The sequence below is a fragment of the Mycobacterium sp. Marseille-P9652 genome, from assembly GCF_902652685.1.
In the GTDB taxonomy this organism is placed as follows: Bacteria; Actinomycetota; Actinomycetes; order Mycobacteriales; family Mycobacteriaceae; genus Mycobacterium.
This window is the reverse complement of sequence record NZ_CACRUY010000003.1, coordinates 124,879-144,665: the sequence shown is the minus strand read 5'-3', so window position 1 is coordinate 144,665 and position 19,787 is coordinate 124,879. Positions and strand designations below refer to the sequence as shown.

General features: G+C 69.5%; 17 protein-coding genes. 7 read left to right on the top strand and 10 right to left on the bottom strand.

Annotation, left to right across the window (positions count from 1 at the left end; translation table 11 throughout):
- Positions 1–23: 23 nt before the first annotated feature.
- Positions 24–599 carry a hemerythrin domain-containing protein gene (locus GPY60_RS03355; RefSeq protein ID WP_156686197.1) on the bottom strand — a complete coding sequence of 192 codons (576 nt, stop codon included), beginning with the start codon at positions 597–599 and terminating at the stop codon, positions 24–26.
- 60 nt (positions 600–659) lie between these two features.
- On the bottom strand, positions 660–1,880 hold the full coding sequence (locus GPY60_RS03350) for an MFS transporter (protein ID WP_156686195.1): 1,221 nt from the start codon (positions 1,878–1,880) through the stop codon (positions 660–662).
- A 244-nt stretch (positions 1,881–2,124) separates the two neighbouring features.
- On the opposite strand from GPY60_RS03350, the gene GPY60_RS03345 reads away from it, so the two are divergent.
- Positions 2,125–2,403, top strand: coding sequence for a hypothetical protein (locus tag GPY60_RS03345; RefSeq protein ID WP_156686194.1), 279 nt, complete (start codon positions 2,125–2,127; stop codon positions 2,401–2,403).
- Between the two features lie 95 nt (positions 2,404–2,498).
- Here the strand turns inward: GPY60_RS03345 and ctaD are convergent, their stop codons facing one another.
- Positions 2,499–4,247 (bottom strand): aa3-type cytochrome oxidase subunit I, encoded by a 1,749-nt coding sequence (ctaD, locus tag GPY60_RS03340; protein ID WP_156686192.1) that lies wholly within the window; start codon positions 4,245–4,247, stop codon positions 2,499–2,501.
- Positions 4,248–4,442: 195 nt separating this feature from the next.
- Complete coding sequence (locus GPY60_RS03335; protein WP_197283517.1) at positions 4,443–5,051, bottom strand: TetR/AcrR family transcriptional regulator; 609 nt, start codon at positions 5,049–5,051, stop codon at positions 4,443–4,445.
- Between the two features lie 165 nt (positions 5,052–5,216).
- On the opposite strand from GPY60_RS03335, the gene GPY60_RS03330 reads away from it, so the two are divergent.
- Positions 5,217–6,467 carry a cytochrome P450 gene (locus tag GPY60_RS03330; RefSeq protein WP_156686188.1) on the top strand — a complete coding sequence of 417 codons (1,251 nt, stop codon included), beginning with the start codon at positions 5,217–5,219 and terminating at the stop codon, positions 6,465–6,467.
- Here GPY60_RS03330 and GPY60_RS03325 read toward each other — a convergent pair.
- A complete protein-coding gene (locus tag GPY60_RS03325) occupies positions 6,460–7,407 on the bottom strand; it encodes an NAD(P)/FAD-dependent oxidoreductase (protein ID WP_156686186.1) in 948 nt (315 codons plus the stop codon). The genes GPY60_RS03330 and GPY60_RS03325 overlap by 8 nt on opposite strands.
- A gap of 21 nt (positions 7,408–7,428) precedes the next feature.
- On the bottom strand, positions 7,429–8,646 hold the full coding sequence (locus GPY60_RS03320) for a GNAT family N-acetyltransferase (RefSeq protein WP_156686184.1): 1,218 nt from the start codon (positions 8,644–8,646) through the stop codon (positions 7,429–7,431).
- A gap of 392 nt (positions 8,647–9,038) precedes the next feature.
- On the opposite strand from GPY60_RS03320, the gene GPY60_RS03315 reads away from it, so the two are divergent.
- The 3 genes from GPY60_RS03315 to GPY60_RS03305 are packed head-to-tail and all read left to right on the top strand — an operon-like array spanning position 9,039 to position 12,791.
- Positions 9,039–10,247 carry an LLM class flavin-dependent oxidoreductase gene (locus GPY60_RS03315; protein ID WP_231639281.1) on the top strand — a complete coding sequence of 403 codons (1,209 nt, stop codon included), beginning with the start codon at positions 9,039–9,041 and terminating at the stop codon, positions 10,245–10,247.
- A 28-nt stretch (positions 10,248–10,275) separates the two neighbouring features.
- Positions 10,276–11,661: an NtaA/DmoA family FMN-dependent monooxygenase gene (locus GPY60_RS03310; RefSeq protein ID WP_156686182.1), complete on the top strand. Its 1,386-nt coding sequence runs from the start codon at positions 10,276–10,278 to the stop codon at positions 11,659–11,661.
- Complete coding sequence (locus GPY60_RS03305) at positions 11,658–12,791, top strand: LLM class flavin-dependent oxidoreductase (protein ID WP_231639279.1); 1,134 nt, start codon at positions 11,658–11,660, stop codon at positions 12,789–12,791. Before GPY60_RS03310 ends, GPY60_RS03305 begins: the two co-directional genes overlap by 4 nt.
- Here GPY60_RS03305 and GPY60_RS03300 read toward each other — a convergent pair.
- The 3 genes from GPY60_RS03300 to GPY60_RS03290 form a co-directional block, all read right to left on the bottom strand.
- Complete coding sequence (locus GPY60_RS03300; RefSeq protein ID WP_156686179.1) at positions 12,788–13,999, bottom strand: acyl-CoA dehydrogenase family protein; 1,212 nt, start codon at positions 13,997–13,999, stop codon at positions 12,788–12,790. The two genes, GPY60_RS03305 and GPY60_RS03300, sit on opposite strands and share 4 nt — an antisense overlap.
- A gap of 25 nt (positions 14,000–14,024) precedes the next feature.
- Positions 14,025–14,636: a TetR/AcrR family transcriptional regulator gene (locus GPY60_RS03295; protein ID WP_156686178.1), complete on the bottom strand. Its 612-nt coding sequence runs from the start codon at positions 14,634–14,636 to the stop codon at positions 14,025–14,027.
- A gap of 63 nt (positions 14,637–14,699) precedes the next feature.
- On the bottom strand, positions 14,700–15,464 hold the full coding sequence (locus GPY60_RS03290; RefSeq protein WP_156686176.1) for an SDR family NAD(P)-dependent oxidoreductase: 765 nt from the start codon (positions 15,462–15,464) through the stop codon (positions 14,700–14,702).
- 184 nt (positions 15,465–15,648) lie between these two features.
- Here GPY60_RS03290 and GPY60_RS03285 point away from each other — a divergent pair, with 184 nt between their 5' ends.
- On the top strand, positions 15,649–16,974 hold the full coding sequence (locus GPY60_RS03285; protein ID WP_156686174.1) for a sensor histidine kinase: 1,326 nt from the start codon (positions 15,649–15,651) through the stop codon (positions 16,972–16,974).
- Positions 16,975–16,987: 13 nt separating this feature from the next.
- Here the strand turns inward: GPY60_RS03285 and GPY60_RS03280 are convergent, their stop codons facing one another.
- Positions 16,988–18,436, bottom strand: a complete 1,449-nt coding sequence (locus GPY60_RS03280) for an aldehyde dehydrogenase (protein WP_156686172.1) — start codon at positions 18,434–18,436, stop codon at positions 16,988–16,990.
- 83 nt (positions 18,437–18,519) lie between these two features.
- On the opposite strand from GPY60_RS03280, the gene GPY60_RS03275 reads away from it, so the two are divergent.
- Complete coding sequence (locus GPY60_RS03275) at positions 18,520–19,785, top strand: aromatic ring-hydroxylating oxygenase subunit alpha (RefSeq protein WP_156686170.1); 1,266 nt, start codon at positions 18,520–18,522, stop codon at positions 19,783–19,785.
- Positions 19,786–19,787: the final 2 nt, after the last annotated feature.

Below are 19,787 nucleotides of genomic sequence, written 5' to 3'. Positions count from 1 at the left end.
TCTTTGCGGCGAAACGCGCCGGCTCACTGGCCTTTCAGGCTGCCGATGCCCAGCGACCAGTCGGTGCGTTGCCTCGTTGGCGCCGGGTTTTCGATTTCCTCGACGTAGCGTTGCGGGTCGCGGTCGACGATCGGCAGGCCCTCGGTGGTGGGGTGCGCGGCCATGAACTCCCCGTATTGGCGCCCGAGCGCCTCCCGCAGGCCGGCCGGGGCGTGGCGGCGGAAGTCGGAGAGCCCCTCCCGTTCCTCCTCGCCCATGTGGTCGTCGTTGGCGAGCCGGGCCCGGCCGACCGCCTGCCACCACTCGTCGCTTCCGGTCGGCGCGTCGTTCGCGTCCCGCACGGCGTCGCGAATGTCGTTGTGATCGCCGATCGCGTCGAGCGTCTCGCCCTCGGGATCGTCGGCGCCCCGCTTGAGCAATTGAGGGTAGAAGATCTTCTCCTCGATATAGGCGTGCACGTCGAGTTTGTCGGCAAGCGGACGCCATACCCGCTCGAGCGCGCCGCGGCCGGACTGTTGCGCCTGCAGGTCGTCGAGCCGCGCGAACTGTTCGCGGAACCATTCGTGGTCCGCGAGGATCAACATGGTGATGTCAGCCATTGCGACCCCCGGACCTCCTGCCACGCATCGCCGCCATCGTTTCCCATCTTGCGGCGCGCGTCAACGCAGGTGCCCAACGCGTCGCAGGCGGACGGCCCGGCCGACCGCCGTCGCCGACGCCAGCACGGCCATCGCGAGAAGGATGATCGCGGGGACCTCGGTGGACGCCACGAGGGTCAAGACCAGGGGGAGCGCGAAGCCGACGTAGGTCACCACGTAGAACAGCCCGACGAGCGCGCCGCGCGCCTGCGGCGGGGCGGCGACCTGCAGATCGATGAGGCCCTCGCGGAGGCAGAGCCCCGACGCGCAGCCGAGAACCAGCAACAACGGCAGGCCCGCGGCCAACGACATGGCCGCGGGGGCGACGGCGGACGCCGCGTATCCCAGCGCGGCCAGCAGCGCGCCCATCGTGCCGGCCTGTGGCCCCCACGCGCGCGCCCTCGCGACCACCTGGATGACCCCGCTGATGCCGTTGACGAGCAGGGTCGCGGTGCCCGCGGCCATCGGTGCGGCGAGCCCGGTGTGGATCCGGCCGGGAATCGTCACGAAACCCAATGTGGCCGAAGCGAATACCCAGGGCGCCAGCGGCATGGCCCAACTCAGTGCCCAGGCGGTGCCCTGCCGGGCGGGGATCGACCGCTGCGACGTCGGGGGCGCCGCCGGCGGCGTCGCGTCCGCGCGCCGCGAGGCCGCCGCCACGACGAGCATCGCCAGCAGCAGGATCCCGGCGGCGACCCCGAACGACACGGGGATGCCTGGCCGTCCGCGCCCGACGATGGCCCCGGCGGCAAACGGGCCCACGGCGAACCCACCGATCAGTACGGCGCCGGCGGTGGCGGCACCGGCCGGACCCCTCAGGTCGGAGGCCCACGCGGTGCAGGAGCTCATCGCCAGGCCGACGCCCAGCCCGACGGTCAGCCTGCCGGCCAGCAACACGTCGGTTTGCAGCGACAGCAGCATCGCCACCGTGCCGGCCAGAGCGGTTGCCGAACCCGCCAGGGCCAGCGCGCGGCGGCCGAGGGCGTCCGAGGCGCGGCCGCCGATCAGGAGGCCGGGGAGCAGGCCGAGCGCGTAGATCCCGAACGTGGCGTCGAGCGTCGCCGCGCTGAGGTGCCGGCGAACGCTGATGAGCGGCATCGCCGCGACGAAGTTGTTGGCGGCCCAGCCGACGGCGAACAGGAGGGCCAGGATGCTGCCGAACAGGCCGGTATCGGCACGCCGGTCGAGCCCGCCCGGCGCGGACGGCGCACGTTCCGCGACGGCCGCCTCCTTCGACCGCATCCCTGCCTCCCCTCCCTGACGTCAGACTCGACCGACCCTCAACGACGAAGCCGACCCGGGAGGTATTCCCACTGGCCGTGCGTTTGCGCACCGGAATGTCGCGCGTCACAGCCCCGGCAAGGGCTGCACCGCCACCCCGCAAACGCAGGCCGCGCCGGCGGGCCAGCGCCCGGCGTTTGAGAACCGCATGATTTTGTGTACTCGTAGCCACCAGTCCCTCCATTCCCCTCCAGGAAGGCAAACGATGAAGAGAACCTCGGCCGCCGCGCTCGCCGCCGCCGCGCTGCTGATCGGCGCCTGCTCGCCCTCACAGGTCATCAACACCGGCGGCGACACCAAGTGCAAGGACTTCACGTCGCAGGACGAGAAGAAGCAGAACGACGAAGTGAGCAAGATGCTCAAGGACAAGAGCGGCGCCGACCCGAGCAACGTGGAGATCTCCGCGACCCGGCTGTCCGCGACGACGTACTGCCAGACGGTGGGCAAGCCGGACAGCAAGATCTCCGAGGCGCCCCACGGCTGACGCCGGGAGCCCACACCACCGCGGGTCGCCGCCGGCGTCCGACGCGGCGCTCGGCGCCGTCGAGCGCCGGATGGTGCGTCAGCGCTGACTTTGAGTTACTGCTCCGAGTGCCCCGTCGATGCGGGCAGCGCTTCCGCGGCGGCGGCCTCGACATGACGCCGGCCGACGTGGGACTCGGCGCGCATCCGTTCGACCATGTGCGGGTAGTGCAACTCGAAAGCCGGCCGCTCCGAACGGATTCGGGGCAGCTCGGTGAAGTTGTGCCGCGGCGGCGGGCAACTGGTGGCCCACTCCAGCGAATTGCCGTGTCCCCAGGGATCGTCCACCAGCACGGGTTCGCCGTAGCGCCAGCTCTTGAAGACGTTCCACGCGAACGGCAGGACCGAGACCCCGAGGACGAACGCACCGATGGTGGAGACGAAGTTGAGGGTCGCAAAGCCGTCGGTGGGCAGGTAGTCGGCGTAGCGGCGCGGCATGCCGGAGTTGCCGAGCCAGTGCTGAACCAGGAACGTGAGGTGGAACCCGAGGAACGTCAGCCAGAAGTGCAGCTTGCCCAGGCGCTCGTCGAGCAGGCGGCCCGTCATCTTCGGGAACCAGAAGTACACGCCCGCGTAGGTGGCGAACACGATCGTGCCGAACAAGGTGTAGTGGAAGTGCGCCACGACGAAATACGTGTCGCTGATGTGGAAGTCGAGTGGCGGGCTGGCCAGCAACACGCCGGTCAGTCCACCCAGTAGGAACGTCACCATGAAGCCGAGCACGAAGAGCATGGGTGTCTCGAACGTCAGTTGCCCCCGCCACATCGTGCCGATCCAGTTGAAGAACTTGATACCCGTCGGGACGGCGATCAAGAACGTCATGAACGAGAAGAACGGAAGCAAGACTGCGCCGGTCACGTACATGTGGTGCGCCCACACCGCCACGGACAGCGCGGCGATGGCCAGCGTCGCATAGACCAGCGTGGTGTAGCCGAAGATCGGCTTGCGTGAGAACACCGGGATGATCTCGGACACGATGCCGAAGAACGGCAACGCGATCACGTACACCTCGGGATGCCCGAAGAACCAGAACAGGTGCTGGAAGAGGATCACGCCGCCGTTGGCGGGGTCGTACACGTGCGCGCCGAGGCGGCGGTCGGCTTCGAGGCCGAACAGCGCGGCGGTCAACAGCGGGAAGACGATCAGCACGAGAACGCTCGTGACCAGAATGTTCCACGTGAAGATCGGCATCCGGAACATGGTCATCCCCGGTGCGCGCAGGCACACCACGGTGGTGATCATGTTGACCGCACCGAGGATGGTGCCCAGGCCGCCGACACCGACGCCCAGGATCCACAGGTCTCCGCCCGCACCGGGAGTGTGGACGGCATTCGACAGCGGCGTGTAGGCGGTCCACCCGAAATCGGCCGCGCCGCCGGGCATGATGAAGCCGCCCAGCGCGATCAGCGCGCCGCAGATGAAGAGCCAGAACGACAGCGCATTGAGCCGCGGGAACGCCACGTCGGGGGCGCCGATCTGCAGCGGCAACACCAGGTTGGCGAAGCCGAACACGATCGGCGTCGCGTAGAACAGCAACATGGCGGTGCCGTGCATCGTGAACAGCTGGTTGTACTGCTCGTTGGACAGGAACTGCAACCCCGGACGCGCCAGCTCGAGACGGATCAACAGCGCCATCAGGCCGCCGATGAAGAAGAAGATGAAGCAGGCGACCATGTACATGATGCCGATCATCTTGTGGTCGGTGGTGCTGATGAGCTTGTAGACGAGATTGCCCTTGGGACCGGTTCGCGGCGGGAACGGCCGGCGGGCCTCGATGCTCCCGACGGGCGGCGCTTCAGCGGTCATCAACTACCTCCAATGGGCCCCCGCTTCGGGTCCGGCAATCCAAGCGGCCCAAGTATTCCGAGTTGGGCGGGCGCCGACCTAGGGCCGAACGTCCCTATTTGCCGCCCTGATCCGTGCACCGCACGTCGAAGAAGCGAAGGCTTACCTTGGCAGGAGGCCGCGGAAACCCGTGCCGAGCAACGTGTTAACGGGCGGTCAGATCGCGGTCGCCGCCCCGCGGGCCGCCGCGGTGAGGGTGGCGACGAGGCTGTCCTCGTCGGTGTCGATGTCACCGTGCAGCCAGCCGATGATCAGGTCGGTGGTTCCGGCCACCAGCGCACGGGTCGCCAACACCCGGTCGACGGCTTGGGCCGGGCGCCCCGTGAACGGCATGGCGTCGACGGCCATGCGCTCACTGAAGTCCCGGACGGCGCGTTGTTGGCGCTCGCGCAGCCGCGGAAAGCCCGGACACTCCATGTAAAGGCGGGCGTCGGCGGGATCCGACGCGAGGGTGTGCAGGACCGCGCGAAGGGTGCCCTCGACGCGGGCGGCGAGGGGTGCCGTGGTCATGACGCGCTCCATCTGCGCCGACAGCCGGCCGAAGAGGTCGTCCGCGCACGCATCGAGCAACTCGTCCTTGCCGGCGAACTCGCGGTAGAAATACCGCTTGCTGAGGTTGGCCCGCTGGCACACCACGTCGACCGTCAGAGGAGCCACGCCGGCGTCGGCGATCAACGCGCGAGCGGCCTGCAGCAGCCGAACCCGGCGTTCCTCCGAACGTTGCTCGGCACTGAGTCCGCCGTAGACCCGGCCCCCCACGTTCATGAGGACATCTTGACCCATCGAGCGGCGCCAGCCTAATCTAGAACGATTCCGTTCCACATCCTATCAGGCGGCGCATCGGTGACTTTCGACCTCTTCACCCTCGAGCCGTCGGGATGCAAAGTGTCTGACACCCCTCAACCGGCAACCGCACCGTAGGAGACTTCAATGAGCACTCGAATCATGGACGAGGCCGCGCGGTTGCTGGCCACCCCGAAGGCCTACACCGACGAGAAGCGCCTGCACGAGGCGCTGGCTCACCTGCGCGCCCACGCCCCCGTGTCCTGGGTGGACGTCGAGCCATACCGGCCCTTCTGGGCGATCACCAAGCACGCCGACATCATGGACATCGAGCGGCAAAACGACCTGTTCACCAACGATCCGCGCCCGGCGCTCGTGATCGCCGAGGCCGAAGACCTGATGCGGGAACAGATGGAGGCCGGTGTGGGCCTCCGCACGCTGATCCACATGGACGATCCGCTGCACCGCGACGTCCGCAAGATCGGCGCCGACTGGTTCCGTCCGAAGGCCATGCGGGACTTGAAGATCCGTGTCGACGAGCTGGCCAAGCTTTACGTCGACAGGATGGCCGAGAAGGGACCGGAGTGTGACTTCGTCCAGGAGATCGCGGTCAACTACCCGCTCTACGTGATCCTCTCGCTGCTCGGCCTGCCGGAGTCCGACTTCCCGCGCATGCTCAAGCTCACGCAGGAGATGTTCGGCGGTGACGACGCGGAGTTCCAGCGCGGCGGCACCACCGAGGAGCAGTACGCCGTGCTGCTCGACTTCTTCAACTACTTCACGGCCCTCACCGCGTCGCGCCGCGAGCACCCGACCGAGGACCTGGCTTCGGCGATCGCCAACGCCAAGATCAACGGAGAACCGTTGTCCGACATGGACACCGTGTCGTATTACGTGATCGTGGCCAGCGCCGGCCACGACACCACCAGCGCCGGGATTGCCGGCGGCATGCTGGCGCTGCTGGAGAACCCCGGTGAGCTGGCCCGCCTGCAGAACGACCTGGGCCTGATGGGCACCGCGGTCGAGGAGATGATCCGCTGCGCCGTGCCGGTCAAGGAATTCATGCGCACCGCGCAGGCCGACACCGAGGTGCGGGGGGTGCCGATCGCCAAGGGCGAGTCGGTGCTGCTGTCCTACGTGTCGGCCAACCGCGACGAGGACGTGTTCTCCGACCCGATGCGCTTCGACGTCGGCCGCGACCCCAACAAACACCTGTCGTTCGGTTACGGCGTGCACTTCTGCCTGGGCGCCGCGCTGGCGCGGATGGAGATGAACAGCCTCTTCTCCGAACTCGTGCCGCGGATCAACTCGATCGAGCTGGCCGGCGAGCCGGAGCTGATGGCCACGACGTTCGTCGGCGGCCTCAAGCACCTGCCAATCCGCTACTCGCTCAAGTGATCATCAGGTCGCCGGGCGGCTCGTCCCCGAGCACCGCTTGAGCCAAAAGCTCGCCGAGCAAGGGCCCGAACTTCATCAGGTTGCTGCCGACGAACGCGACAACGCGACCGCGGCGCGCCACGGTCCACCCGTCGCCGCCGGCGTCGAGCCACGGGGCCCGCACGGTGACGCAATCCACCCGCCCCACCGGTGAGAGTGTCGGAAACAGCGCCCGCACGGTGGCGGGGTCCGGCACCTCCTGCCCGAACGCCCAGCGGCCCGTGCTGCCCAGCGGAAGACCGTAACCCTCGGGCGCCGACAGGCAGGCCGCTCCGGTGGCATCGGCCCCCTCGTAGGTGAACCGGGTGTGCGGGCCGAACTCGACGTCGAGCGGACCGAACAACTCGGGCGTCCGGACTCCCGCGCAGACGAGCACGCGGTCGCCCCGCACCACGGTGCCGTCCGCGAGCACCGTCGCGCCGTCGTCGCCGACCGACACCACCTCCGCGCGCCGGATGGCGACCCGTTGCGCCAGGGCGCTCAGGGCGCGGCGGATCCGCAGGCTTCCCCCCGACGGATCGAAAAGCCCCGTCTCCCAGGGTGACTCGACAAACGGGACCCGGGCCTCGATCCCGGCCCGGTCGATGCGCCTGAAGTCGGCGCCCGCGGTCCCCATCGCGGCCGCGATGTCGTCGGGGGCACTGACGCTGACGAAGCCCTCGGTGCCCAGCAGCCGGCCCGCGCCCAGTTCGGCCTCCCAGCGCTGCCAACCGGCGCGCGCCCGCATCGCGAGGCGGCACAGGGCCGGACGCCGGTGCGCGACGCGGAAGATGCGTGCGAGCCCGACGGACTGCTCCGCGAACGGTTCACCGCGTTCGAGCACGACGACATCGGCGCCGCGACGGGACAACTCATAGGCGGCCGCGAGGCCGCAGACGCCCGCGCCGATGACGACGATCACCCGACGCTGATACCCATCGCGCTAGAAGTAGAACCCGGCGTAGGGCGCGGCGGCCACCGCGAACAGCCGATCGGCTGCGGCGAGCGCCGCGGGGTCGTCGGCCCGGGCCAGCCCCGCGATGGCGAGTTCGCGCCACCTCGTGCCACCGAGCAGGACGGCGGACAGCCCCTCGATGCCGACGTGCAGCTGCGGCTTGCGTCCGGTCGGCCCCGCGCCATCCGCGCTGATCGCCACGGTCACCGAATTGTGCTTCAGGAGAGGGTCTTCGATCGCTGCGGTGACCTCGCCGTCGCCTTGGTAGCGGCGCGCCGCGAGTGCCCGCGCGACGTCGACGACGCGCAGCCACGTCTCGTCGTGCACAGCCGTGGTCCGCACGGCCCGGCGGTCGAGCATGAGCCAGGCCAGCGGATCGTCCATCGGCAGCATCCAGAACACCACCCGGTCGATCAGGTCGAGGCCCAGCAGGAACCGCAGCAGGCCCAGGTATGCGTCGGTCGTGGGCGCGAAGAAATCCTCGACCACGATGGTCCGCTGGTCGCTGACGAACCAGGAGTCGGTGTCGACCGGGCGGTAGCGGGCGAATCCGGACTCGTGCCCGGGCGCCCCATGGACCACGACATAGCTTGGTGCCGATGCCGATTCGGCGCGCAGTCGCCGGCTGCGCCACCACACCTCGGGCCGGTCGATCGTGCCCGGGCGCGACGGGCGGTTGCGGGTGTAGATCTCGGCCAGGTCGTCCCAGGCGTCGCCGGGATCGACCAGCCGAACGGGACCGCCCGACCCGACGCCGGGCCGCAGCGCCGCCCGCGCCGTCCGAACCTCGACGGTCTGCGTCGAATTGGCCACGCCGTAGCCGTAGCGTCCGTAGATGGTCGCTTCCGAGGCGCGCAGGGTGGCCACGACCTCGCCGCGGTCCGCGATGTCCCGCAACTGATGCCCGACCAGGGCGGTGGCGATGCCCCTGCGGGTGAACGACGGGAGTACCCCGATGTGGGTGACGGCGGCGTGGCCGACGACCGCCCCACCCGGGAGCGTCAACCCGCTCGTCACGGCGTCGGCCGTGCCTACGAGTCTTCCGTCGACGAAGGCCCCGATGGTGCGGCCCGGTTCGAGCAGGCTATTGATCTGCCCGGGCGTGAGGTTGGACAGCGGAGGAAGGCCGATCATGGCGGTGCGGAACACGTCGGTCGCGGCGAGCAGGTCCTCCTCGCTCTCCAGCACGCGGATGTCGGCCGTCATGCCGACATCATGTCGCGTCGCGCGGGTGACACGGCGTCCGGCTCGGTTTTCGCCGGGCGGGGTGTTTCAATCGCGATGATTTCAGCGGCCCCGCTGGGCCGCGGCGTGGACGCGGCGCCCAGTTCGCCCCCGGGCGAGCTCCCCGCCGGAGGCGGCCCCTTCCGGTGGAACGGCGTCCGACCGCGCATCGCCAACGGGCTGGGGTCCGGAAATGAGCCCGGCCGCAGGCTCATTGGCGTCCGGTCGCCGGCGAACCGGTGACCGTCCCGGCTCGGGCCAGCCCTGCCCGCGCTGACCACGCCGCGGCCGGTCTATTCCCGGGCCTCCCGGAGAGCCGGCCGCGCGGATGGTCACGACTCGGTTGCCCGGCGGTTTGTCGGCACAGTGGTCGTGTGACCTCTCGTTCGTTCGATCCCGTGCACTTGGCCATTGCGTTGGAGGGCGCCGGCTGGCACCCCGCCGCGTGGCGCGAGCCGGACGCGCGACCGGACGCGTTGCTCGACGCGGATTACTGGGTGGACCTGGTGGCGGAAGCCGAACGCGGATCGCTGGACTTCGTGACCATCGAGGATTCGCTGGGCGCACAGTCCGACGACACCGTCGAACAAGAGGGCCGCACCGACCGGGTTCAGGGGCGGTTGGACGCGGTGCTCATCGCCGCCCGGATCGCGCCGCGAACCCGGTCGATCGGCCTGGTGCCGAGCGCGGTCGTCACGCACACCGAACCGTTCCACCTGTCGAAGGCGATCGCCACCCTCGACTACGTCAGCGCCGGACGGGCCGGTGTCCGGGTGCAGGTCTCGACGCGCGCCGACGTGGCCGCCCACTTCGGCCGCCGCCAGTTGCCGCGCGTCTCGGCGCAGTCCACCGCCGACCCGGCTTGGCGGCGGCAGGTCAACGAGTACTTCGCGGAGGCCGCCGATTATGTGGAAGTGCTGCGCCGCCTCTGGGACAGCTGGGAGGACGACGCCGAGATCCGCGACGTCGCCACGGGACGCTTCGTCGACCGGAACAAGCTGCACTACATCGACTTCGAGGGCCGCTGGTTCTCCGTCAAGGGGCCCTCGATCACGCCCCGACCACCGCAGGGCCAGCCCATCGTGGCCGCCCTGGGCCACGGCGGGGCGTCGTACGACCTGATCGCCGGCAGCGCGGACGTCGGCTTCGTGACCCCACGCGACGCCACGGAGGCCGCCGACATCGTCGGTGAGATCGACGCGGTGCAGTGGGCGGCCGGCCGCAGCCGGGAAACCCTGCACATCTTCGGCGACCTGGCGGTGTTCCTCGACGACACCGCCGAGGCGGCCGGGGCGCGGCGGCGCCGCCTCGACGATCTGGCCGGTGCCGAATTTACCAGTGACGCCGAGGTTTTCACCGGCACGCCCGCTCAGCTCGCCGACCTGCTCGAGGAGTGGCACGCCGCCGGGCTGTCGGGCTTTCGGTTGCGGCCTGCCGCGCTGCCGCACGACCTGGTGCAGATCACCGAGGGCCTGGTGCCCGAACTGCGCCGGCGAGGCCTGTTCCGCACGACATACCAGGCGGACACGCTGCGGGGCCTGCTCGGATTGGCCCGGCCCGCCAACCGTTACGCGACCGCCTGAGCCGCCCGACTGCGAAGGAACGTCACCGATGAGCCAGCCGCTCAAGCAAATCCACCTCGCCGCCCACTTCCCCGGCGTCAACAACACCACGGTGTGGAGCGACCCGGCGGCCGGCAGCCACATCGAGTTCGGGTCGTTCGTCCGTTTTGCCCAAACCGCGGAGCGGGGCAAGTTCGACTTCCTGTTCCTGGCCGAGGGACTGAGGCTGCGGGAGCAGAACGGCCAGATCTATGACCTCGATGTGGTCGGCCGACCCGACACCTTCACGGTGCTGGCCGCGCTCGCCGCCGTCACCGACCGGATCGGCCTGACGGGCACGATCAACTCCACCTTCAACGAGCCGTACGAGGTGGCCCGACAGTTCGCGTCCCTCGACCATCTGTCCGGGGGCCGGGCCGCCTGGAACGTCGTGACGTCGTGGGATGCGTTCACCGGCGAGAACTTTCGCCGCGGAGGGTTTCTCGCCGAAGACCAGCGCTACGAAAGGGCGAAGACCTTCCTACAGACGGCCCAGGAGCTTTTCGACTCCTGGCGTGGCGACGAAATCGTGGCCGATAAGGCGAGCGGCGTCTTCCTGTCCGACCCCCACGCCGGAGCCTTCGCTCACCGGGACGCGCACTTCGACATTCGGGGGCGGTTCAACGTCCCCCGCAGCCCGCAGGGCCGGCCGGTCATCTTCCAGGCCGGCGACTCCGACGAGGGCCGCGACTTCGCCGCCGCCGCCGCGGACGCCATCTTCTCCCGGCACAGCACCCTGGCCGCCGGCCAGGCGTTCTACGCCGACGTCAAGGGGCGGCTCGCCCGCCACGGGCGTCGGCGCGACGACCTGCTCATCCTGCCCGCCGCCACGTTCGTGGTCGGTGACACCGACGCCGACGCCGAGGAGATCGCACACCAGATCCGGCTCGCCCAGGTGTCGCCCCAGACGGCGATCAAGTTCCTCGAGCAACTCTGGAACCGGGATCTCTCCGATCACGACCCCGACGGGCCCCTGCCGAGCGTGGACCCGGTCGTGGGGGAGAACACCATTTCGCGCGGGCGGGCCAGCGTCCGCACCTTCCGGGACCCGATCGCGATCGCCAACCAATGGCGGGCCAAGGCCGAGGCGGAGAACCTGACCACTCGTGAGTTGATCGTCGAGGTCACCGGGCGGCAGTCGTTCATCGGTGCGCCGGCGACGGTCGCGGCGTCGATCAACGACTTCGTCCAGGCCGACGGCAGCGACGGCTTCATCCTGGTCCCGCACCTCACGCCCGGCGGGCTGGACCCGTTCGTCGACCGGGTCGTGCCACTCCTTCAGGAGCGCGGCGTCTTCCGCACCGACTACACGGGCACCACGCTGCGCGACCACCTCGGGCTCGCACCACTTCCCGCGCCGCGGGTGCCGGGAGCCTCGTCCGGGGTGGCGTCGTGACCGCCAGGACCCCCTTAGGGGTGCTCGACCTGGTCCCGATCTCGTCGGGATCCACTGCGGCGCAGGCGCTTCGCAACAGCATCGACCTCGCGCGGCGCGCCGAGGCGCTCGGCTACGCGCGGTACTGGTTCGCCGAACACCACCTCAATCCCGGCGTCGCGGGCAGCTCACCCGCGGTACTGCTGGCGCTCACCGCCGCGGAAACCTCGACGATCCGGCTCGGATCCGGTGCGGTGCTGATGGGGCATCGCACCGCCCTGGCCACCGTGGAGGAGTTCGGCCTGTTGGACGCGGCGCACCCGGGGCGGTTCGACCTCGGACTCGGCCGGTCCGGCGGCAAACCGGGCGCACCGCGGTCCCTCGTGGCGGCCGGCCCGGCGGGGGCGGTGAGCGGTGGACGCGCATCCAACGGTCTGCTCATCCCGCCGGCGTTCGACCCGACGCCATTCTTCGCCTCGCCCCGTGTGGCCCTGCAGAAGTCGCTGCTTGCGCTGCCGGGCGCGCAGTCCCAGGACTACGGCGAGCAGGTCGACGACATCCTCGCGCTGCAAGGCGGAACCTACCGCTCGGCCGAAGGGGTTGACGCGCGCGCCGTACCGGGGTCCGGAGCGGCTCTGCAGGTGTGGATGCTCGGCAGCAGCGCAGGGGAGAGCGCCGAGGTGGCGGGCAGCCGGGGCCTGCGCTTCGGCGCGAACTACCACATCACCCCGGCGACGGTACTCGAGGCGACCGAGGCGTACCGGGCGGCATTTCGGCCCTCGGCGCACCTCGAGTCGCCCTACGTCGCCGTGTCGGCGGACGTCGTCGTCGCCGAAAATGCTTCGAAGGCAGGGGAACTCGCAGCAGGTTATCCCCTGTGGGTCCGCAGCATCCGCACCGGTGAAGGGGCGATTCCGTTTCCCACCACGGCCGAGGTGCGCGCGCACGCCTGGACCGACGCCGACCGCGACCTGGTGGCCGACCGCGTCGCGACGCAGTTCGTCGGCTCCGCCGTCCAGGTCGCCGACGAGCTGGAGCGGTTGCGCGACGCCACCGGCGCCGACGAGCTGATCGTCACGACGATCACGCACGACCACCGCGACCGGGTGCGCTCCTACGAACTGCTCGCCGGGGAGTGGGCCCGCCGCTAACGGATCGGCAGCCCGGTGACCGCCCGCGAGATGACCAGGCGCTGGATCTCGCTGGTGCCCTCGAAGATGGTGAAAATCTTTGCGTCCCGGTGCATCCGCTCCACGGGGTAGTCGCGGGTGTAGCCGTTGCCGCCCAAGATCTGGATGGCCTCGTCGGTGACGTAGACCGCGGTCTCGCTGGCCACCAGCTTGGCCATCGAGCCCTCGGCGGAGTCGAAATTCTGGTTGTTGCGCGCCATCCAGCCGGCCCGCCACACCAGCAGGCGGGCGGCGTCGATGCGGCTCTTCATGTCCGCCAGCTTGAAGGCCACCGCCTGGAACTCGCCGATCTTGCGGCCGAATTGCTCACGCTGGCAGGCATAGTCGAGCGCGTACTCGTACGCGGCGCGCGCCACGCCGACGGCCATCGCGCCGACCGTGGGCCGCGTGCGCTCGAAGGTCTTCATGGCCGCCTGCCCGCCGGCGGAGGCGCCGGACTTGACGCGGGCGATCCGCGCTTCGAACTTCTCCCGGCCGCCCAGGATCGCGTCCTCGGGCAGCCGCACGTTGTCCAGGACCACCTCGGCGGTGTGCGAGGCGCGGATGCCGTGCTTCTTGAACTTCTGGCCCTGCGACACGCCCTTGGTGTCCGGGGGGATGACGAAGCTGGCCTGGCCGCGGGTGCCCAGCTCGGGATAGACCGATGCGACCACGATGTGGACGTTGGCGATGCCGCCGTTGGTCGCCCAGGTCTTGGTGCCGTTGAGGACCCATTCGCCGGACGCCTCGTCGTAGCGCGCCCGGGTGCGGATGGCGCCCACGTCGGAGCCGGCGTCGGGCTCCGACGAGCAGAACGCGCCGAGCTTGGGTTCCTCGGGCGTGCCGAACATCTCGGGCAGCCAGCGGCCCAGCTGCTCGGGAGTCCCGTTGCCCGCCAGGGCCGCCGCGGCGAGCCCGGTGCCCAGGATGGACAGCGCGATGCCGGCATCACCCCAGAACATCTCCTCGAACGTGGTGAGGAAGCCGAGGCCGGTCGGCTCGGCCGCCTGCTGCGCGAAGAAGTCCGGGGAGTACAGGCCGACCTTCGCGGCCTCCTGGATGACGGGCCACGGGGTCTCCTCGCGCTCGTCCCATTCCGACGCGGCCGGGCGGATCACGTCGGCGGCGAACTTGTGGACCCAGTCGCGGACCTCGATGACGTCGTCGCTCAGTTGAAGTGAGAATGTCACAGTTGCTCCTGAAATATGCTGAGGCTCATGCCTTTTTGGGGATTCGGTAGTTCGCGAGGACGCTGAGCGTTTGGTTCACCCACGCCTCGAAGTAGCGCTCTTCGTCGATGTTGCCCGGCAGGCGGCCGGTCAGCGCCTGCAGCGTCGCGGCATACGACAGCGACCCGATGGCCACGGCCGCGGTGGCCTCGGGGTCGGGAATGCTGCTGCGGCCGGACCGGTTCAACGCGGCCAACTCGTCGGCGAACCGCTGGTAGGCGTTGTCGGTGATCACCTGCCAGGTCTTCTCGTCGAGGTCGCCGAGTTCGTCCGGTTCGCGCAGCATGACCTTCAGCAGGTCCTCGCCCTGCTTGAGGTTGTTCCAGATCAGCCGCCCCGCGGTGCGAACGGCTTCCTCGACGCTGCCGGGCTCCCCGGCGTCGTACTGCTCGCGTGCGGTCACGATGCTGTCGATCCGGTACGCGACCGCCGCCTCCAACAGCTCGCGCTTGGACCCGAAGTGCTTGTAGAGCGCGCCGGATCCCGGGGCCAGCCCGGATGCCCGCTGGATGTCGGCCACCGACGTCGCCGCGTAGCCCTTCGCGGCGAAGAGCCTCAGCGCCTCGGCGAGCAGCCGGTCGCGGCCGGAGGTGACCATAGGTGAGAGAGTACTCACTCACCCCCGGGCCGGGCAAACGCCGAGGATGGCCGGTGCATCGGCCTAGCTGACCGAGAACCCGCCGTCGATGGCGAGCACCTGGTTGGTGATCCCCCGGCTGGAGTCGGCCGCGAAGAAGAGCACCGCGGCGCCGATCTCGTGTGGTTCCTGGAAGCCGAAGGGCGTCGGCCGCGTCGCGGGCCCCGCCGTCAGCGGGCCGGTGGCGTTGATGGCGCCCGGGGTGATGACCGCCCCAGGCAGGATCGTGTTGACCGTGATCCGGTGCTCGGCGAGCTCGAACGCGCTCACCAGGCTGAGGGCCTGCAGGGCGCCCTTGGACGAGGCGTAGGCGGCCAGCCCGGGGACAAGCCCTCCGCGCAGGGCGTTGGAGGCGATGTTCACGATCCGTCCGCCCTGGCCCGCCGCGACCATCTGCCGGGCGATCTCCCGGGTCATCAGGAACGCCCCGCGTGCGTTCACGGTATGAATCCGGTCCCAGTCCTCGGCATGCGCGTCGAGCAGCAACTCGCGATCCTGCAGGGCGGCGTTGTTGACCAGCAGCCAAGGCGCGCCGATGCCCGCGATCGCGTCGGCGGCCGCGACCACCGACGCCTCATCCGCGAGGTCGACCTCGACCGCCGCGGCGTGCCGTCCGGCGCCGGTGAGCGCGGCAACCCGGCCGTCGGCGCCGTCGCGATCGCGGTCGGCGATCACCACGGTGGCGCCGGCTTCCGCGAGCACGTCGGCGATCCCGGCGCCGATCCCGCTGGCGCCGCCGGTGATCACGGCGACGCGGCCGGAGAGGGTGAAAAGTTCGTTGTCCGCCATGGCTTTTTATAGCGTCGAACGTGGACTTGTTGCGTGAACACGCCGTCACCGACGACAACAAGTCGACTTTCGCGCGCCTCGCCAGGGCCAGTTCACCCGCGCTGGATAAGATCCATGTCGGTCTGGCACTTCGAGCGCACTACCTGGAGCCCACATTCGCCTCTTTCGGCATGTACAGCTGCCGATGCGGGTGCTGTCACTGCGAACCATCGTCATCGTCGCCGCGCTGTCGGTCATGGCCCTCGTCGTCGCTCTGGGCGCTTGGGTGTGGATCGGCGTCACCAACGACCAGTACAGCCAGCTCGACCGCCGGCTCGATTCGGTGACCAGCCTCGGCGACATCAACACCCTGATCAACAACCCGCAGCTCACCGCCGACCGGCCCATGCCGGACGGCAACCTGGTGCGCACCGCGCGCATCGGTGACGTGGTCGTGTCCGTTCCGGGCAACATCGTGTTGCCGAAACTGCCCAACGGGTACGCGAACACCACCATCGACGGTGTGCAGTACCGCGTCCGCACGTTCACCGCGGGCGCCGCGTCCATCGCCCTCGCCGCGCCGCTGGCCGAGGCGCAGCACCGGATCAACGAACTGCACCTGCGCGTGCTGCTCATCTGTGGCAGCGTCATCACCGGGACGGTGCTGGTCGGCTGGGTGATCTCGCTGATCATGGTCAACCCCTTCCTGCTGCTGGCGCAGCAGGCGCGCGCCATCAACGCCCAGTCCAGCCCGGACGAGGTCCAGGTCCGCGGGGTCCGCGAGGCCGTGGAGATCGCCGAGGCGGTCGAGGGCATGCTCGCGCGCATCGGCAACGAACAGCAGCGCACCCGCGCGGCGCTCGAATCGGCTCGCGACTTCGCGGCCGTCGCGTCGCACGAGCTGCGCACGCCGCTGACGGCCATGCGGACCAACCTCGAGGTCCTGTCCACGTTGGAGCTGGCACCCGAGCAGCGCCACGAGGTGATCGGTGACGTCATCCGCACCCAGAGCCGCATCGAGGCGACGCTGACGGCGCTCGAACGGCTGGCGCAGGGCGAGCTCACGACGGTCGACGACTTCGTCCCGTTCGACATCACCGAGCTGCTCGACCGCGCGGCGCACGACGCGCTCCGCGTCTATCCCGATGTCCGGGTCTCGCTGGTGCCCTCGCCGACGGTGCTCATGGTCGGGCTGCCGACCGGGCTGCGGCTGGTGATCGACAATGCGATCGCCAACGCGGTCAAGCATGGCGGCGCGACCGAAATCAGCCTGTGCGTGGCCAGTTCGAGCGAGGGCGTGGAAATCGCGATCGACGACAACGGCTCGGGCGTCCCGGAAGCCGAGCGCAGCGCGGTCTTCGAGCGCTTCTCCCGCGGTTCGACGGCATCGCGGTCGGGGTCCGGGCTGGGCCTGGCGCTGGTGGCGCAGCAGGCCGAATTGCACGGCGGCACAGCCTCTTTGCACACCAGCCCGCTGGGTGGAACGCGACTCCTGCTGAGGCTGGCCGGCGACGGGCGCGGCCCGGCATAAGGCCGCCGCCGACTTACGCGTCCGCACACGAGATCGACTTGGCGACCGTGTAACCCCCGATCCCCTCGGGGCCGAGTTCGCGCCCGTACCCGCTGCCCTTCACGCCGCCGAAGGGCGCGAACGGGTCCATGGTGTAGCCCTGGTTGACGCCGAAGGTGCCGGTGCGGACGCGGCCGGCCACGGCCAGTCCGCGTTCGCGGTCGGAGGTGAACACCGACCCCGCCAGCCCGTAGTCGGAATCGTTGGCGATCGCGACGGCTTCGTCGACGTCGCGGTAAAAGATGGCGGTGAGGACCGGGCCGAAGATCTCCTCGCGGGCGATCCGCATGGAGTTGTCGGCGTCGGCGAACAGCGTCGGCCTGACGTACCAGCCCCGGTCGACGCCGACGGGCATGTCGGCGCCACCGACGACCAGGCGAGCGCCCTCCCGCTCGCCTTCGGCGATGTAGTCGCGAACCCGCTCCTGTTGCCGCCGGGACACCAACGGACCCACCTGCGTTGCCGGGTCGGCCGGATCGCCGACGCGCAGTTCGGCGATCTCGGCGGCCAGCACGTCGACGAACTCTTCGCTCCTGCTGTCCGGCAACAGGATCCGGGTGAGCGCGTTGCAGATCTGCCCGGAATTGGACAGGCTCGCCGAGCGGATCGCGGCCGCGACCGCGGCCGGGTCGGCGTCGTCGAGGACGATGGCCGCCGACTTCCCGCCGAGTTCCAGGCTGACCTGCTTGAGGCCGGGCGCGCAGGCCTGCGCGACCGCCCTGCCCGCGGCGGTGGACCCGGTGAACGAGACCTTGTCGACGCCGGGGTGCGCGATCAGCTGCGCACCGACCGTCGCGTCGCCGGGCAGCACGCTGACGACGCCCTCGGGAAGGCCGGCCTCGTCGAGCATCGCCGCCAGTAGCAGCGCGTCCAGTGGCGACTCCGGCGCCGGCTTGACCACCACGCAGCAGCCGGCGAGCAGCGCCGGGATCAGCTTGGTGACGATGAGGAACTGCGGCATGTTCCAGGGCACGATCGCCGCGATCACGCCGACCGGTTCGTGCCGGATGTCGAGGTCGGAGCCGTAGTAGCCGGGGCGCGTCTCCTGCCAGGGGAAGCCCTCGGCGAGGTCGCAGAACGCCGCCATCATCATCGACGGCAGGCCGACCTGGGCTCGCTGGGCGAAGCTGGTGGGCGCACCCATCTCCGCGGTGATCAACTCCGCCATCTGGACCCGTTGTGCCGCATACAGTTTCGCCAGTCGGCGCACGGCGTCGATGCGATCGGCGGGATCCAGGCGTGGCCACGGGCCGTCGTCGAAGGCTCGCCGGGCGCCCGTCACCGCGGCGTCCACCTCGGCGGGGCCGGCGGCAACCACCGAGGCGATGGGCGACTCCGTGTGCGGTGAGATCACCTCGATGGTTTCGCCGGTGCCGCGCGAGGACCAACTTCCGGCGACGTATGGGGTGTCGTGTCGGCGCACTGAAGGTCCTCCTCAACGGTTGGCCAATGGCCCTAATATCAACTACTTGCGATTGTGATGTAGAGCCTATACGGTCGGCAAACATGGCTCGCTTCCCCAAGCCCTCCGAGGGCAGCTGGACACAGCACTATCCCGAGCTTGGCACCGGACCGGTGTCCTACCACGACTGCGTCAGCCCCGAGGTCTACGAGCTCGAACGGGCGGCGATCTTCAAGCGGGCATGGCTGAATGTCGGCCGCGTGGAAAGCCTTCCACGCAAGGGCAGCTACTTCACCAAGGAAGTCAAGGTCGCGAACACGTCGATCATCGTGGTCCGCAACGCGCAGGGTGCGATCAACGCGTTCCACAACATCTGCCGGCACCGCGGCAACAAGCTGGTGTGGAACGACATGCCGTTGGAAGAGACCAGCGGCGTGTGCCGGCAGTTCACCTGCAAGTACCACGCGTGGCGCTACGACCTGGACGGCAAGCTCACCCACGTGCAACAAGAGAGCGAATTCTTCGATCTCGACAAGGACCGCTACGGGCTCGTGCCGGTCCACTGCGACGTGTGGGCGGGATTCATCTTCGTCAACTTCGCCGCGCAACCCGCGCAGTCGCTGCGCGACTTCCTCGGGCCGATGGTCACCGGGTTGGAGGGTTACCCGTTCGAGCGGATGACCTCGCGCTGGCAATACCGCTCGGAGGTGAATGCCAACTGGAAGCTGTACATGGACGCGTTCCAGGAGTTCTATCACGCGCCCGTGCTGCACGCGAACCAGTCGCCCACCAGCTACGCCAAGGCCGCGGCCGAGGCCGGCTTCGAGGCCCCGCACTACCGCATCGACGGACCGCATCGCCTCGTCAGCACCTCCGGCGTCCGCGCCTGGGAGATGGACGCCGAGATGCGCAAGCCCATCGAAGACATCTGTCAGAGTGGGCTTTTCGGGCCCTGGGAGAAGCCGGATCTCGGCGAGCTGCCCGCCGGGGTGAACCCGGCCAAGTGTGATCCCTGGGGGCTGGACTCGTTCCAGCTGTTCCCCAACTTCGTCATCCTGATCTGGAGTCAGGGCTGGTACCTGACCTACCGCTACTGGCCGACGTCCCCCCACACCCACCTCTTCGAGGGCACCCTGTACTTCCCCGAGCCGCGCACGCCGCGCGACCGCGTCGCCCAGGAACTCGCCGCGGTGACGTTCAAGGAATACGGCCTGCAGGACGCCAACACCCTCGAGGCGACCCAGAGCATGATCGAGTCGGGTGCGGTGAGCGAATTTCTGCTCAACGACCAGGAGATCCTGTTGCGCCACCTCCACCACGAGACGGCCGCCTGGATCGCCGAATACCAGCACAATTCGGTGGGGGTGTGACC

Coding starts and splice junctions, on each gene's coding strand:
- GPY60_RS03290 (WP_156686176.1), bottom strand. CDS start 15,464: ATGGCGGACAACGAACTTTTCACCCTCTCCGGCCGCGTCGCCGTGATC.
- GPY60_RS03310 (WP_156686182.1), top strand. CDS start 10,276: ATGAGCCAGCCGCTCAAGCAAATCCACCTCGCCGCCCACTTCCCCGGC.
- GPY60_RS03295 (WP_156686178.1), bottom strand. CDS start 14,636: ATGGTCACCTCCGGCCGCGACCGGCTGCTCGCCGAGGCGCTGAGGCTC.
- GPY60_RS03335 (WP_197283517.1), bottom strand. CDS start 5,051: ATGAACGTGGGGGGCCGGGTCTACGGCGGACTCAGTGCCGAGCAACGT.
- GPY60_RS03320 (WP_156686184.1), bottom strand. CDS start 8,646: ATGACGGCCGACATCCGCGTGCTGGAGAGCGAGGAGGACCTGCTCGCC.
- GPY60_RS03350 (WP_156686195.1), bottom strand. CDS start 1,880: ATGCGGTCGAAGGAGGCGGCCGTCGCGGAACGTGCGCCGTCCGCGCCG.
- GPY60_RS03285 (WP_156686174.1), top strand. CDS start 15,649: ATGCGGGTGCTGTCACTGCGAACCATCGTCATCGTCGCCGCGCTGTCG.
- ctaD (WP_156686192.1), bottom strand. CDS start 4,247: ATGACCGCTGAAGCGCCGCCCGTCGGGAGCATCGAGGCCCGCCGGCCG.
- GPY60_RS03355 (WP_156686197.1), bottom strand. CDS start 599: ATGGCTGACATCACCATGTTGATCCTCGCGGACCACGAATGGTTCCGC.
- GPY60_RS03330 (WP_156686188.1), top strand. CDS start 5,217: ATGAGCACTCGAATCATGGACGAGGCCGCGCGGTTGCTGGCCACCCCG.
- GPY60_RS03275 (WP_156686170.1), top strand. CDS start 18,520: ATGGCTCGCTTCCCCAAGCCCTCCGAGGGCAGCTGGACACAGCACTAT.
- GPY60_RS03345 (WP_156686194.1), top strand. CDS start 2,125: ATGAAGAGAACCTCGGCCGCCGCGCTCGCCGCCGCCGCGCTGCTGATC.